Raw genomic sequence first — 14,814 nt, 5'->3', positions numbered from 1 at the left:
CAATTATGGGTGCAAGTTCTGCGCTAATTTTTGGTGTTTTGATCAATGTTGCAATTTTGTTGATCTTTTTCCGTTTTTTAATGCAATTGGCGGCAGTCACTCCCTACAATCCTGTGGTTCTTTCAACGACGAAAGCAACCAAGATTGTAGATGTTTTCAGCCGTATTTTCCCAACGGTAAGCAAAGGACGGGTTAATTTAGCCGCATTAGTTTTGGTTATTTTGCTTTACTTTCTGAAAATGTGGGGAGAAAAGCATTTATCAGGCATTGGTACGGGGAGTACCTTGTATTTTATTGTTTCTACAGTAAAAGAAATGCTATTGTCTTTGGTAACGATCCTTAAATATATGATTTTTGCCTTTATTATTTGTAGCTGGATCATGATGCTTTCGCAATTTCGATCACCTTATATGGAGGTGATTCAGGAATTGGTTGAGCCAATTTTGGCACCTTTCCGTAAAGTGATGCCAAGTATGGGGATGATTGATTTATCACCGATTCTCGCATTTTTGGTGTTATTTGTAGCAGAAACGATGCTGAGAGCAATTGTCTAGCTTTGGTTTGTAAGCTTTTGCTTTTATTAAAAAAGAGATGCCTAGCATCTCTTTTTTTGTTCAGAATAAGAGATTAATGCGCTGCGTCCCAATTCAGTCCTTGCCCAACTTCAACCACAAATGGAACGGAAATTTTCAAGACTGACTGCATGACTTCAGCGATTTGCGTAGAAATTTCATCAGCAATAGTCGCATCTGCTTCAAATACCAATTCATCGTGGACTTGTAGTAAGAGTTTGGCTTGATCTTTTGGCAACATTTGATCCACGGCAATCATTGCTAACTTGATAATATCAGCTGCACTACCTTGCAAAGGTGCATTAATCGCAGCTCGTTCAGCAGCTTGCTTGATCATTTTATTACTGGCCAAAATATCAGGTGTATACAGGCGACGACCTAGAATCGTTTCAACAAAACCTTGTTCACGTGCAATCTGACGCGTGCGTTCCATATAATCCAATACACCTGGATAGCGTTGGAAATAACGTGCGATATAGCTACGTGATTCTTCTCGTGTAAAACCCAGTTGACGGGTAAGACCAAATTCCGACATGCCATACAGTAGACCAAAGTTGACTGCTTTCGCTTGGCGACGTTGGTCATTGGTGACATCTTCAATTGCAATACCCAATACTTCTGAGGCTGTACGGCGGTGTACATCCTGACCTTGCTGGAATGCATGAATCAAAGCATCGTCTTGGGAAAAATGTGCCATCAAACGTAGTTCAATTTGTGAGTAATCGGCTGCCAATAGCACACGACCTTCAGGTGCAATAAAAGCTTTACGGATTTGACGACCAATTGGCGTACGAATTGGAATATTTTGTAGGTTTGGATCAGTCGAAGATAGGCGACCTGTTGTGGTTAAGGCTTGGTGATAACTGGTATGAACACGGTGTGTTGTATCATGCGACTGTTCAATAAGACGGTCAGTATAGGTATTTCTCAGTTTTGCCAATCCACGGTGCTCTAAAATAACTTCAGCCAGCGGATGCTCAATTTTTTCTAAAATACTTTCACTGGTACTGAACTGTCCAGTTGCGGTTTTTTTACCGCCTTTAATGCCAAGTTTTTCAAATAAGACTTCGCCCACTTGTTTTGGAGAAGACACATTAAACGCTTCTCCTGCCAATTCAGTTGCCTGATTTTCCAATGTTTGTATGGTCTTTGAAAACTCAACACTGAGTTGATCAAGGAATTGATGATCAAGCTTAATGCCATCTTCTTCCATGGCGGTCAACACACGTGCAACTGGCATTTCGATGTTATACAGAATATTTACGAGTTCTGGAGAGCTTTTTAATTTCCCAGATAAAACCTCGTAAAGACGATAAGTGACATGGGCATCTTCGGCTGCATAATGTGCTGCAACTTCGAGTTCAATTTGATTGAAGCTTTTCTGTTTTGCACCTTTGCCTGCAATTTGCTCAAAGGTGGTGGTCAAATGGCTCAGATAAAGTCGTGCGACATCATCCATGCCATGACGTGTTGCTACGGCATTCAATACATAGGATGCCAGCATGGTATCGAAGTACCAGCCTTGAATGGTAATGCCATGGTTGGCGAAGATATGGGCATCGTATTTAAGATGATGACCAATTTTCTTCACTTGATCATTTTCAAGAATCGGCTTGATTTGCGCGAGAACTTGATCACGATTGAGTTGTTCAGGTGCACCTTCATAGTCATGCGCCACAGGTACATAGTATGCATCATTGGCATCAAACGCGACTGAGAAGCCAACCAATTCGGCAACACGATAATCTAAATTCGTGGTTTCAGTATCAATTGCAAAATGGTCTGCTTGTTGCATACGTTGTAGCAATGCATCCCAATCTTGTTGTGTAAGCACCGTGTGATAGGTCGCTGTACCCAGTTGATCATCTTGACTTGAAAGTGTGGCATGATCTTCGGTAACCACCGTTTCAGCTTTTTGCTCTGCTTTCACAATTTTTTGTGAGGTTTGCTGATAAGCGGGGGTATTTGGATTATTCGGGTGGTCTAAAGATTGTAATTGGTTACGGAATTCGAGTTCTGTATAGAGATGACGTAGACTTTCGATGTTTGGATTGCTGAGTTTAAGCTCATGCCAATCTAGATTTAATTCAAGATCACAGACGATACTGGCAAGTTGGTGATCAACCTTGATGTTGTCTAAGCTGTCTTTAATGTTTTGACTGATTTTGCCTTTAAGCTGATCGACATTGGCAATAATATTATTCAATGAGCCATATTCATTGAGGAGTTTAGCCGCAGTTTTTGCACCCACACCTGGAACGCCCATAATGCCATCTGATGCATCACCCATGAGGGTGAGATAATCAATAATTTGATGCGGATGAACGCCAAATTTCTCAAAAACACCCGCTTCGTCAAGGACACGTTCTTTGAAACTATCTTCAAGTTTGACATGTTCATTGACCAATTGCGCCATGTCTTTGTCACCTGTAGAGATCAGAACATGATGGCCCTCACTCAGCGCCTGCTTGGTCAAAGTTCCAATAATATCATCAGCTTCTGCACCTGCGAGATAATATAAAGGAATCCCTTGTGCTTTGATCAATGCATGTAAATAAGGAATCTGTTGAGACAATTCTTCTGGCATGCTTGGGCGATCGCCCTTATAGATGGGTGACAATTTATGGCGAAAGGTGGGTTCTGGTGTATCAAAAATCACCGCCATATGCGTCGGTTGGGTACGACGCATCAATTTTTGAATTGCTGAAATTGCACCACGTATTGCATTGGTATGTAAGCCAGTAGACGTCGTTAATGGAGGTAATGCGTGATAAGCACGAAATAAAAAATAAGACCCGTCAACCAAGACAAAAGGTGGCATTGCGCAAATCCTAATTATAAGTTAGCAGGTATTTTACGTGAAAAAGTGATCGCTGTCCTTGTTGCCGTGTTGTGCAATGACGATCTACGTCGCTTTAAAAAATTGCAGTATTTTGTATGCAAAAATAGCTGCTTATCTAGTGATCAAGTAAGATAGCTCCAATCAAACTGTTTTATTGATATAAGTCTATGTATAAAAAAAACAAACAGGGAATTGTCATTGTTTTAATTGCTTTGACTGTGTTGCTGGCTTGTGCAATTGCATTTAAATGGCAGGGAACTATTGTTGCTGCCACAGTGGGATTAACCGTTGTTATTGTGCACATCCTTTCTGAAATTCACCAACGTTTATGTCAGTTGGAGCAAGCTGCTCCCAGTTATTTTGCTCAATCTGCTGGAATTGGGATACAGCGGGTACTGATTTATAGCACGGCATTGCTTGCATTATTTGCTTATGCCAATACATGGATGTGGCTTGCGGGTGGTGCATTATTGGTGCTGATGTTGTGTTTGGTTCAAACCATCAGTGCATTTCAAACGAGGTTGCTGCATTTAGAACAGCTTTCAATGGTTGAGTCGAAAACTGAATCTGCATACCGTCCTCAAGATATTGAATTAGCTCAGCCTTCGATGACAGCCACAGCTTTTCCAGAGTCTGAGTCACAACATCCTGCTTGGATGCAAGCCCATTCTGATTCAAGTCAACAACCCAATATTCAAAACGCTCCACCAATCCCGAATTCATTTGAATCTAAAGATGTGGCATGGTGGCAGCCTGCATTTGATTGGATGATACATGGCAATCCAATTCTACGTGTTGCCGTGGCGATTTTAATGGTTGGCGTGGTGTTGCTGCTACGGTTTGCCAGTGAACATTGGCAGTTAAGTCTCGGTGTTAAACTCGGCTTTATTGCAAGTGCAGGTGGGATCACAACGGTTGTTGGCTATTTACTGCAAAAGAAAAATCAGTTATTTGCAGTGGCTTTACAGGGCTTAGGTTTAGCTGTCGTCTTTTTAACGCTGATTTTCTCGCATCATTTTGCTGTGATTGGTAGTTTGACCACTGCTAGCATCCTCTTTGTGATTTTATTATTGGTGACCGTCTATCTCAGCTTAAAACAACAGGCTTTGTATTTAGCAATTCTTGCATTGACCATGGCCTATCTTGCGCCATTGCTTATTCCACAAAACCATCCTGACGTGATCTTCTTATTTGCTTATTATTTTCTGATTAATTTGGCTGTTGCAGTGGTCAATTTTATTCAACCTTGGAAGATTCTGCACCAAATTGCTTTTTTTGCCACGATGTTTATTGGTGGAGCGGTCATTGGTATTTATGCAGATCATCAACAATATAAAACGCTTGATCTGATCTTGTGGTTACATATCGCCTTATTTATTTGGTTGAGTATTCGTTATAGCCAATTGATGTTACGTGCACAAAACCAACAAGAGGAAACAGAGCCAAAATTACTGCGTTTACCACCGATTTTAGATGTAGGTCTGATTTTTAGTGTACCTGTGCTTGGTTTTTCCTTGCATGCTTATTTGATGCATAACTCAACCCAAGCATTGACTTGGGGTGCAGTGGCATTGGCTATTGTTTATATTGTTTTAAATGTCTGGATTAAACGTCAGCATCCTCAATTATCGATCTTGGCGAAAAGCTTTTTTATCCTTGCCGTTGTCTTTGTCGCGCTGATCTTCCCACTTGCCAAAGGTGCACATTGGACATCAACAGGGTGGGTGATTCAAGGCACTGCATTGATTGTTTGGGGCGTGACAGAACGTTATCGTTTAAGCCGTTACATTGGGGTGGCATTGGTTTTATTCAGTTCCATTGCACTGATGTTCCAAGTTTGGTCCAATGACCATTTCCCTGTCTTAAGTACGGTCATTTATGCCTTCGCTCAATTTATTTCGGCATTCTATTTGTTGCATTATCAACAAGTCGAAAAGTATTTTAGTTCACGCATGTTGGGTGGTATTTTTATCGCATTAGGCATGTACGCAGGTGCGATCGCTGGTGTTGAATTGATGCAATGGCAGCAACATGGATTAAGTCCTTACTTGGCAATTGCTGTGGTATTACTGGCGATGTTTAGTGTTGCGGTCTATTTGAAATCAAAATTGCAATGGCACTCTCTACAGCTCATCTTGATCGGTGGACTCTTATTTTTACTCTATGGCATAAGTCTGACAGAAAATGTTTATTCGCTAGGACATTGGTCGAGTCAGTTAAGTCAAGCTAGCTTTTTGATCACTGCAATTGGCTTAACCATATTACTCGTGGCGTTAAAGCCTTTAGCATCCAAGCGCTATTTACTGGTGTGGTCAACTTTACTTTGGCTGAGCTTAGCCAGTGTTGGCTTGGCTGTTTTCCCGATTATGCCCGTGATTGCTTTAGCTCTTATCCCTGCGATCTACAGTATTTGGTTATTTACGTCAGGTAAAACTGAATTGCTTCATCAGCTCCCTGTTTGGGGGCTAACCCTGTTTTGGTTGGTGTTGGTCAGTTTAGATCCATATTCTGCCGAGCAATATTATCTGTTACCACTGTTAAATTTGACTGATCTTTTATCTTTATTGATGTTTATTGGCATGATCTGGATCATTTATCATCACGATTTTAGTTCTGAGCGATCGATTGAGTGGGGTTTTAAAGTCACAACCATTTTAATTGGTTTATTGGTTTTGAGTAGTGTGGTGGTTCGTGCCATGCATCATTATTTGGATACACCATTATGGGATGGTGCAATTTGGCAAAACGGTGATGTGCAACTGAGTTTGACTTTATTATGGGTGATCTTGGCTTTTGTATTAATGACCTTTTCCAGCCGCCGTCATATTCGTCAAATTTGGTTTGTGGGAGCGGCCTTGTTAGGCATCGTGGTGGCTAAATTATTATTACTTGACCTCTCGCAAAGTGGCACATTGACCCGTGTGATCTCATTTATTGGGTCTGGTGCAATCATGCTGGTGATTGCTTATCTTGCGCCTTTGCCACCTGCGATTGATGAGCCTCAAAAAGAGCGTTGATTATCGCTCTTTTTCTTCTTTTTTAAGCTCTTTCTGGTGGGTATATTGATCGACTTCATCATCGTGTAATGGTGTTGGTCGGTCAATCAAGCCCATTTTCGGTACTGGAATTTCAATTTCATTTTCCAAGAAACCATTACGAACACGTTCCTGCATTTCATCACGAACTTGAATATAGTTTTCTTGACGACACCATACCGCAAATAAAATTTCGATTGAGGACTCTTTAAAAGCGGTTACTGTTACAGCAGGTTTAGGATCATCCATCACAAGAGGATATTTTAACGCGACATCTAATAAGACATGTCTAACTTTAATAATATCTTCATGGAAATTAATCGCCAGCGTAATGGGGATTCGTCGTATCGGATATTTAGATAAATTCATGACCGGTGCACGAATCAGTTGTTCATTGGGTAGGCGGATATAGACATTGTCTAAGGTCAGTAGTTTGACCGAAAGAAGGTCAATCGAAATAACCTCACCCTCAATCGTGTGTCCTCGAATCAAGGTGATTTGAATGGTATCACCGACTTCAAAAGAGCCTTCACCGATCAGGAACAAACCACTAATCAAATTGGATGCAGAGGTTTGTGAAGCAAAACCCAGTGCGACGGTTAGAATCCCTGCCGCGCCTAAAAAGACACTGAGTTTAAATCCTGCCTCTCGCAGACTGGTCATAATGAACAGTAGGAAAATGAAGTAGAAAATACCTCTGCGCCACAATAAGCGTTGATGCGCATTAAAACGGCTACCAATGGTTCGGATAAAGGCATTGGATAATAATCTTGCAATCACAAAGCCAATTAAACATAACGTAATCGCGACAATAATTTCACTGAGTCGTTCAAAGTTAATATTGGTGAAAACACTGGTGAGGTTGCTTGCAATATCTTTAGGAATATTTGAATCTGGCATAGCAATCCCTTAAAAGAATGAATCAAACATATTCAAAAAAGTACTATTTGGCGAACGTGGTGGATGAATGTAAGTCACTTCGCCTGCCTGAGCTGGGGTTCTATTTTCAATTCGAATGCGTGCTTGCTCTGCACCATCATAATATACTTTGATTTTAGAGGTCCAAAGTCGGCCAGTCCCTTCGCTATAAAATAGTGGTAGGGCAGGAACAGGTACATTCATACGGTCAAAACGCAATTGATGTTGACTGTTGTTCTGAAATTCAATGGGCGTGACTGCTCGAAAAGCACGTGGTGTTAAAAGGTTTAAATCCGTGCGACCATCAACAGAAGTGGCATAGCAAATCTCCCCTTGTTGGGGATTTTTTCCGAACCAGGTATCTTTGGATTGAATGATAGGAATATCAAATAATGGTTCATTGAGCCCATCAGCCAAACCTGCAATCCACAGTGGGGTACTGATATATAACGTGCCGCGTTGACCCGCTGGAATATAAATTGGATCTACAGGCTTAATCACCACTGAACGATCAGCCAGACGTGGCATCAAATGAAACATTTCATTGGTTTTATGAAACATATATCGTTCAATCTTTGCTGGTTGCGGCATGGCGAACTCAGTATCGGCTAGCGTTCGCCATTGCTGCTCATAATCGTGCTGAGAGTGCGGACGATGGTATTCCAATCGCCACTCTTTAATTCCGCGTGTTAGGCGGAAGAGCAATGAACCGAATTGCCAAGCTTTGGCCTGTTGAATTTCAAATTTTTGTTCGCCCCACCACTTCAACGTTTCTGAATGAGGCGTTTGATATAGATTATTTTGAGACAAGATGCAAAATTCCTTTGTGAGTATGCTAAAGAGACTTCACGCTGTAACCAGCTTAGAGTACACTCAATGCTTTCTTTTATCATTATTTGTGTGATGCAAATACTTAAACAAATACAAATTCCTTATAGTTTTGCCAAACGGCATGGCGTTTTGTTTCGTTATGAAGGCGATCAAGTTTTTATTGTGCGACGCAAGGAAACTGCACGTATTGCTTTGCAGGAAGCACGTCGCATTTTGGGGAGGTCAGCTCACGATCAACTTTGTACCGAGCAAGAGTTTCATGCCTTACTTAGTTCAAGCTATGCGGGCGACCGAGGTGAGTCTCAGCAGGTTGCGGCAGGTTTAGAAGATCATCCTGATCTATTAAGCCTTGCGGATCAAGTTCCAGAAGCTGAAGACTTGATGGATCAGGAAGATGATGCGCCCATTGTACGTCTTATCAATGCTTTGCTGTCGGAAGCAATCCGTGTCAGTGCATCTGATATTCATATTGAAGCCTTTGAGAAAAAACTTTCGGTACGTCTGCGTGTCGATGGTCAACTACGTGAAATCGTGCAACCGCGTCGTGAGTTAGCGCCGTTGTTAGTTTCACGTATCAAAGTGATGGCGAAGCTTGATATTGCAGAAAAGCGCATTCCACAAGATGGTCGTATTTCGTTACGCTTAGCTGGGCGTGAAGTGGATGTTCGTGTATCGACATTGCCATCCTCGCATGGTGAGCGTGTGGTGATGCGTTTGCTGGATAAGCAAGCGGGGCGTTTAAATATGACCCATTTAGGCTTGATGCAAAGTGATTATGATCGTTTAACGCAATTGGTGCATCGCCCACATGGCATTATTCTTGTGACTGGGCCAACTGGTTCGGGTAAAACCACCACGCTGTATGCGGCATTATCTGATTTGAACGATCACACGCGTAATATTTTGACTGCGGAAGATCCGATTGAATATCAACTTGAAGGGATTGGTCAAACGCAGGTCAATACCAAAGTTGATATGACTTTTGCGCGAGCGCTTAAAGCGATGCTGCGTCAGGATCCTGATGTGGTGATGGTCGGGGAGATTCGAGATCTTGAAACGGCAGAAATTGCAGTTCAAGCCTCATTGACAGGTCACTTGGTTTTATCAACGCTGCATACCAATACCGCAATTGGTGCGGTTACTCGTTTGAAAGACATGGGGATTGAGCCCTTTCTACTTGCAAGCTCGCTGATCGGTGTGATTGCACAACGTTTGGTTCGTACTTTATGCCCGCATTGTGTGACATGGCGTAGAGCTGATGACTTTGAGCAACAACTTTTCAAACATCTTGATGTCAATCAACAGATGGAGCTACCAGAGCCGCAGGGCTGCGAGCATTGTTCGCATGTGGGTTTTAGCGGACGAACCGCAATTTATGAAATTGTACCCGTTGATGAGTCCATGCGTCGTTTGATTCATGGCAATGCTGCCGAATATGAGTTAGAAACCTATGTTCGTAAACAATCGGGTTCAATTCGTGATGATGGTTTAAGAAAGGTTTTGGCTGGGAAAACAACTTTAGAAGAAGTATTACGAGTCACCAATGAAGCTGCCGAAGGCTAAATCAGCCGTGTTAGGAATAAAAACAGCATGGTGAATCCATGCTGTTTTTTATGAGTAGGAATATTATTCAGCAGTCACAATATTAAAATTCACATCAATATTGTTACGCGTTGCATTTGAATAAGGGCAAACGATGTGTGCAGCGGCAACCAGTTGTTCTGCTTCTGCTTGTTCTAAGCCAATTAAATATACATTTAACGTGACCTCGATCCCAAAGCCATTTGGGATTGGGCCAATACCAACTTCACCTTCAACATAAGCATCTTTGCTGATTTTAAGCTTGTCACGGTTCGCAACAAATTTCATAGCTCCTAAGAAACATGCAGAATAACCAGCAGCGAAAAGCTGCTCTGGATTGGTCACTTCACCACCAGCACCACCCATTTCTTTTGGAACACCTAGTTGAACATCTAAAACACCGTCAGAAGAGGTCGCACGGCCATCACGACCACCTGTTGCTTTCGCTTTTGCACGATAGACCACTTGTTCTAAAGACATGATTATTATTCCTGAATATTGTTGGGTACAATTAGATCGTACTCCATATCAATGAAAAAACAAGTGAGTAAAAGTTGTTTGATTTTGCATATTCAGCGCTTATTATTGTCGTTTTTTTACCAAAGTTCGGCAATTCTTTTCATTAATCGTGCTCTATAGCGAGCTGTTGGGTTGCTTAAACTTTTCTGAGCTTCTTGCTCATAATACTGTTGCCATGCTTTGATCATTTCCAGCGTTGTGCCTTTTTGTTTGATGATCACAACATCTTCAGGTTGAATATAGTCTAAGCGTTGCCTTGCACCTTCTGCACCTGTACCCCAACCAATGACCCATTGACCAAATGTATTGAGAGATAAGTTTTGTGGTGTCGATAAGTTATTTTGCGTGTTGGTTGATACATCAGAATTTTCCTCTACTGATGTCGCATGTAGTGGTGTGATTGCCCCTAGAAAAAACAATATGGTAATAAATCTAAACATGAACAATGGCTTAATAAGAATTAGTTGACAATATTATTTCACTCATCGAATAAAGTCATTTTGCTTTGTTCTACAGAGATCAATAATTTGTATTAAATCATGATTTAAGCGGTCTCGCACCGATAAAAATGATCAGCACGGTCAGATCACGCTAAGAAGATAAAGATTGGGTCTGAATTTGGATTTTAAAAAACAGCAGATATATTGCTAATCAAATATGTTGCTAATAATGGATGAGTTGGCGATGTTGCATCAAAGGCATTGCAAGACGTACCTTCTCTTGTTCGGCGAGATCAAAATGAGTGCTGATTAAAGCATGACCTTCTGCATTTACCATTTTCGACAGTTGACCACGGCTATCGGTGATGCCAGCATGTCCCCAAGTTTGACGGTCACCGTGTCGCCCTTGTTGCGCTGCACCTAAAACATAACATTGACTATCCATTGCGCGTGCTTGCAACAATAATTGCCAATGTAATTGACCCGTGGTGTACGTAAACGCAGCAGGAGCAGTTAAAATATGTGCACCCTGCTGACGTAGCGTTAAGGCAAGCTCTGGGAAGCGTAAGTCATAACACACCATTAAGCCAATATTACCAAACGGTGTTTTTGCCACAACAACGTCATTGCCAGGCTCAAAGAATTTTGATTCTTGATAACCACCAACGCTATCCCCAACCTGAACATCAAATAAATGAATTTTGTCGTAGCGCGCTTCTGTACCTTCTGGGCTAATACATAGACTCACAGTCCGAACGCGACCATCCGTAACAATCGAACCATCTGGGCGGAAAGGGCAAGGGAGTGTGCCAGCAACAATCCAAATTTGATAGCGGTGAGCAAGTTGCTCTAATCGGCTTTGGATGCTTTCAAATTGTGCGGCAGTTTCACGCTGTTTTCCTGCAGCAAAGCAGACAAAATTTTCAGGAAAGACCACCAGTTCGGCGGCTTGCGCCTTACTTTGTTGGATCAATGATTCAATGACAAGAAAGTTCGCTTCTATGTCATCTTGGGAGTTCATTTGTGCAACTGAAAGTAAGGTCATAAGCAAGTCACGATACAGAGTTTAATGTTTAATGATCAGACATTTTGTTTTTGTACGTCAATATTTAAGCAATCTTGTTCTTTTTGCAATTGTTTCACCAGAGGTTCAAACATATTCTGGTTGTTTTCATTCAAACGCATGAGGGTTTTGTGCGCATCTAATACTGTATTGAGCATGGCACTATGAGTAACCTGCTCTTCAGTCAGTTCTAAGGTGCAAACATTCGGATCGCCACAATAATTCAAAATCACGAATACTTGTGCTAATCCCATACTGTTGGCTAAGGTCGTAATATCTGCATTTGTTGAAAGCATTACGGCTTGAATGTGGTGCGTTTGCTTCAGTTTTAAGCCTAGTTTTGCCAGTATTCCTAAAACGGTACTGTCAATAAAGGTGGCTTGGGTAAGATCAACGATTGCACCAACAACATTTTGTTGTTGTTCAATTCGGTTGAGCAGTTTGTCTAAACTTATACAAGAGTGAGCACGCACTTCGCCAATAAGCTTGAAAATATGCGTGCCATTCAAACTTGCATATTCAACATGACCTGTTGACATATAAATGCCATTTTCAGAGAAAGGATATAAAATTATCCCATAGTGATATTGCAGACACAAGGGCTTGGATACTGTGAACTGGTTAAAGTACTGATTTTAATATTAATTCATTCGACACAAACTTAGAATAGCGATGTCATCGGCGACATGTTCTGGTGCTTGGAATGAGTTATTCTGTAGGTGTTCGACCAATTGATTAAATTGATCATTCAATCCACCATCAAAAGGTTCAAGCGCACCATCGGAACATAAAATGAACCGTGCTTGGCGATTAAGTACACAGTGATGCTCTTCAACTTCGAGTTCTTCTGTGAGACCTAAAGGAAAACTGCTGGTTGACAAAATTTGTGGTGGTTGATTCGGCTCAAAAATAATGGGCGGAGGGTAGTGTCCTGCGCTTGACCAGCGAACTTCGTTGGTTACTACGTTTAGAATCCCTGCCACCATGGTAATGTGCTTTTCTATATTTTCTTGCACTAACATAGCATTGAGTTTTTGAATGAGTTGACTTGGCGTTTTTGATCGACCATGAAATGCGGCCATCCATGACGTCAATAAACTACTGGTGACACCATGCCCTGAAACGTCGGCCAGATAAAATAAGACCTCTTCATCATTTAATCGCCAGTAATCGTACCAGTCGCCAGATAAATAAGCGGATGGTTGAAAAAAAGATTCGAATTGATAATTTGGCAATTCAATTGGATTGGGTAAAAGACGTTTCTGTAATTCAGCTGCGGAAGGGAGATCTCGACTGTCTTGATTTCGCTTGTATTGTGCATCAATTTTAAATAAAGAATGTATCGGATTTTTGGGCAAGTTATCCCACATCCAACCTGCTAGTGCGCCCATTTCCCAAGCTTGCGCTAATGCAGCCCCTTCATGTTCAAATGCGAGCACAATGGTTGGCAGTTTCCACTGATATTTTAAGAAGTCTTGTACATCGGCAATCGCAATAATCGTTTGATCATACAAATCCAAATCATTCACTTGAATGATTTGGAGAGTCGGTAACTCGGTTAAAGCTTGATCTAAGTAAGGTATGGAGCGTGTGGGTTGAATGAAATACATTGATGTATTGCCAATCCTTTGTATGATCACTTTTTAATTCATCATAGATGAAAGATAGCCTAAAACATAGTGTTGCTAGCGTTTAAATTCACTAGCGACACATAAGTTTGTAAGACATTATTTTAATTTAACTATTCTTCATCTGAAAATGATTCATCAATATCATCTTCGTCGCTGATAAAGGAAATGTCATTTGAGTCACCACGTTTCTCTGCAATTTGGAAAGACTTACGTTGCAAATAAAAGTCACGAATCATTGCATATTTATCACCTTTCAGACTTTCTTCAATATCAAGGATCTGGGAGCGAGCATCTACAGCTTGCAAGACGTTGGTTGACCAATAAACACCATCTTGATCGTCAAGTAAGTATTTCTGCGGACGACCAAAACTATCTGCAGCCATACCAACACCGTCTCGGAAAGTGCTTGGACCAAAGAACGGTAGCATGACATAAGGACCAGAAGGAACGCCGTAGTATCCTAAAGTTACCCCGAAGTTTTCTTCTTCTGTAGATAAGCCTAAGCGACGAGCAGGATCAGCAAAACCCAAGGTTGTTAATGTATTTAAAGTAAAACGCCCTAAGGTTTTTGCTGCACGGCTAGGCCGACCTTGAATCACTTGATTGACGGCATTCCACGGTTCACCTAGATTTTTACGAAATTGACGATATGGGCTACGTACTGGTTCAGGGACTTTAGCAACATATTGTATTGCGATAGGTTTCAATAAATTACGGTCTAATGCATCGTTAAAGAGGAAAATTTGACGGTTTAATGGTTGTAATGGATCTTTCACTGCATCTGGTTGGGCGGCATTTGCATTAACTTTTAAATCACTTTTAGTAAGATGTTTTAAATCTCTTATTGCTTGTATTGTTGATGGCTTATGCTCATTTGATGTTGAGGTGACGGTAGTATTGCTATCAACTGCTGATTCATTAAATGCCTCTTGAGCGAATACGGATGAAGAACATGCTCCAGCAGTTAACAACCCAAGTAAGATAAAATTGGAGTAATGCATATCAATCCTTAATCGCTGTTTGAGCGAAATACAGTCATAAAAATGATCGTGTTATTTAACACGAAACATATTAAGCAGAATACAATTTAATTATTCACCTATTATTAAAGCAAATTCACTAGCAAAATATAAGAAGAAATGTGAATTTGATCTAAAAATATCCACTTAAACATAAAATTTAAAAAATGGGGTTGCGTGGTGTGTGAAATGCTGTAGAATGCACATCCATCGGCGGTGATGCGGATAAAAACTTGTTGATAAACAGGGATTTGGATCGAAAGGTTAGATTCTTGGAATTGAGAATAAGTTTTAAAAATATCTAAATTGCCTGTTGACTTTTAAGAGATTGAGAGTAATATAGCCGACCTAGCTTGATGGTGA

12 protein-coding genes are annotated in these 14,814 nt (G+C 41.1%); 3 read left to right on the top strand and 9 right to left on the bottom strand.

Annotated features, from left to right (window positions below; all coding sequences use genetic code 11):
- The first annotated feature begins 5 nt into the window (after positions 1–5).
- The gene (locus MMP72_RS13460) at positions 6–554 is read left to right on the top strand and encodes a YggT family protein (RefSeq protein ID WP_241318070.1); all 549 of its coding nucleotides are present in this window, start codon (positions 6–8) and stop codon (positions 552–554) included.
- 73 nt (positions 555–627) lie between these two features.
- Here the strand turns inward: MMP72_RS13460 and polA are convergent, their stop codons facing one another.
- Entirely contained in the window at positions 628–3,393 is a 2,766-nt protein-coding gene (gene polA / locus MMP72_RS13455) for a DNA polymerase I (protein WP_241318068.1), read from the bottom strand.
- Positions 3,394–3,581: 188 nt separating this feature from the next.
- On the opposite strand from polA, the gene MMP72_RS13450 reads away from it, so the two are divergent.
- Positions 3,582–6,431, top strand: a complete 2,850-nt coding sequence (locus MMP72_RS13450; RefSeq protein ID WP_241318067.1) for a DUF2339 domain-containing protein — start codon at positions 3,582–3,584, stop codon at positions 6,429–6,431.
- On the opposite strand, the gene MMP72_RS13445 is transcribed toward MMP72_RS13450, so the two are convergent.
- Together MMP72_RS13445 and MMP72_RS13440 are read right to left on the bottom strand one after the other, a co-directional pair.
- A complete protein-coding gene (locus MMP72_RS13445; protein WP_241318065.1) occupies positions 6,432–7,349 on the bottom strand; it encodes a mechanosensitive ion channel family protein in 918 nt (305 codons plus the stop codon). It lies immediately after the preceding gene.
- A 9-nt stretch (positions 7,350–7,358) separates the two neighbouring features.
- Positions 7,359–8,177: a hypothetical protein gene (locus tag MMP72_RS13440; RefSeq protein ID WP_241318063.1), complete on the bottom strand. Its 819-nt coding sequence runs from the start codon at positions 8,175–8,177 to the stop codon at positions 7,359–7,361.
- 93 nt (positions 8,178–8,270) lie between these two features.
- On the opposite strand from MMP72_RS13440, the gene gspE reads away from it, so the two are divergent.
- Complete coding sequence (gspE, locus tag MMP72_RS13435; protein ID WP_241318179.1) at positions 8,271–9,761, top strand: type II secretion system ATPase GspE; 1,491 nt, start codon at positions 8,271–8,273, stop codon at positions 9,759–9,761.
- 63 nt (positions 9,762–9,824) lie between these two features.
- Here gspE and MMP72_RS13430 read toward each other — a convergent pair whose 3' ends face one another.
- The 6 genes from MMP72_RS13430 to MMP72_RS13405 all read right to left on the bottom strand — a co-directional run bounded on the left by MMP72_RS13430 (position 9,825) and on the right by MMP72_RS13405 (position 14,433).
- Positions 9,825–10,259, bottom strand: coding sequence for an organic hydroperoxide resistance protein (locus MMP72_RS13430; protein ID WP_241318061.1), 435 nt, complete (start codon positions 10,257–10,259; stop codon positions 9,825–9,827).
- A gap of 116 nt (positions 10,260–10,375) precedes the next feature.
- Positions 10,376–10,738 (bottom strand): DUF4951 domain-containing protein, encoded by a 363-nt coding sequence (locus tag MMP72_RS13425; protein WP_241318057.1) that lies wholly within the window; start codon positions 10,736–10,738, stop codon positions 10,376–10,378.
- A gap of 223 nt (positions 10,739–10,961) precedes the next feature.
- On the bottom strand, positions 10,962–11,783 hold the full coding sequence (locus MMP72_RS13420; protein ID WP_241318055.1) for a carbon-nitrogen hydrolase family protein: 822 nt from the start codon (positions 11,781–11,783) through the stop codon (positions 10,962–10,964).
- Between the two features lie 35 nt (positions 11,784–11,818).
- Positions 11,819–12,340, bottom strand: coding sequence for an STAS domain-containing protein (gigB, locus tag MMP72_RS13415; protein WP_241318053.1), 522 nt, complete (start codon positions 12,338–12,340; stop codon positions 11,819–11,821).
- A 102-nt stretch (positions 12,341–12,442) separates the two neighbouring features.
- A complete protein-coding gene (gene gigA / locus MMP72_RS13410) occupies positions 12,443–13,411 on the bottom strand; it encodes an RsbU family protein phosphatase GigA (RefSeq protein WP_241318051.1) in 969 nt (322 codons plus the stop codon).
- Between the two features lie 131 nt (positions 13,412–13,542).
- Positions 13,543–14,433: a VacJ family lipoprotein gene (locus MMP72_RS13405; protein WP_241318049.1), complete on the bottom strand. Its 891-nt coding sequence runs from the start codon at positions 14,431–14,433 to the stop codon at positions 13,543–13,545.
- Positions 14,434–14,814: the final 381 nt, after the last annotated feature.

It is taken from the genome of Acinetobacter sp. NIPH 2699 (assembly GCF_022549355.1).
GTDB lineage: Bacteria > Pseudomonadota > Gammaproteobacteria > Pseudomonadales > Moraxellaceae > Acinetobacter.
This window is presented reverse-complemented; position numbering and strand designations above follow the sequence as displayed.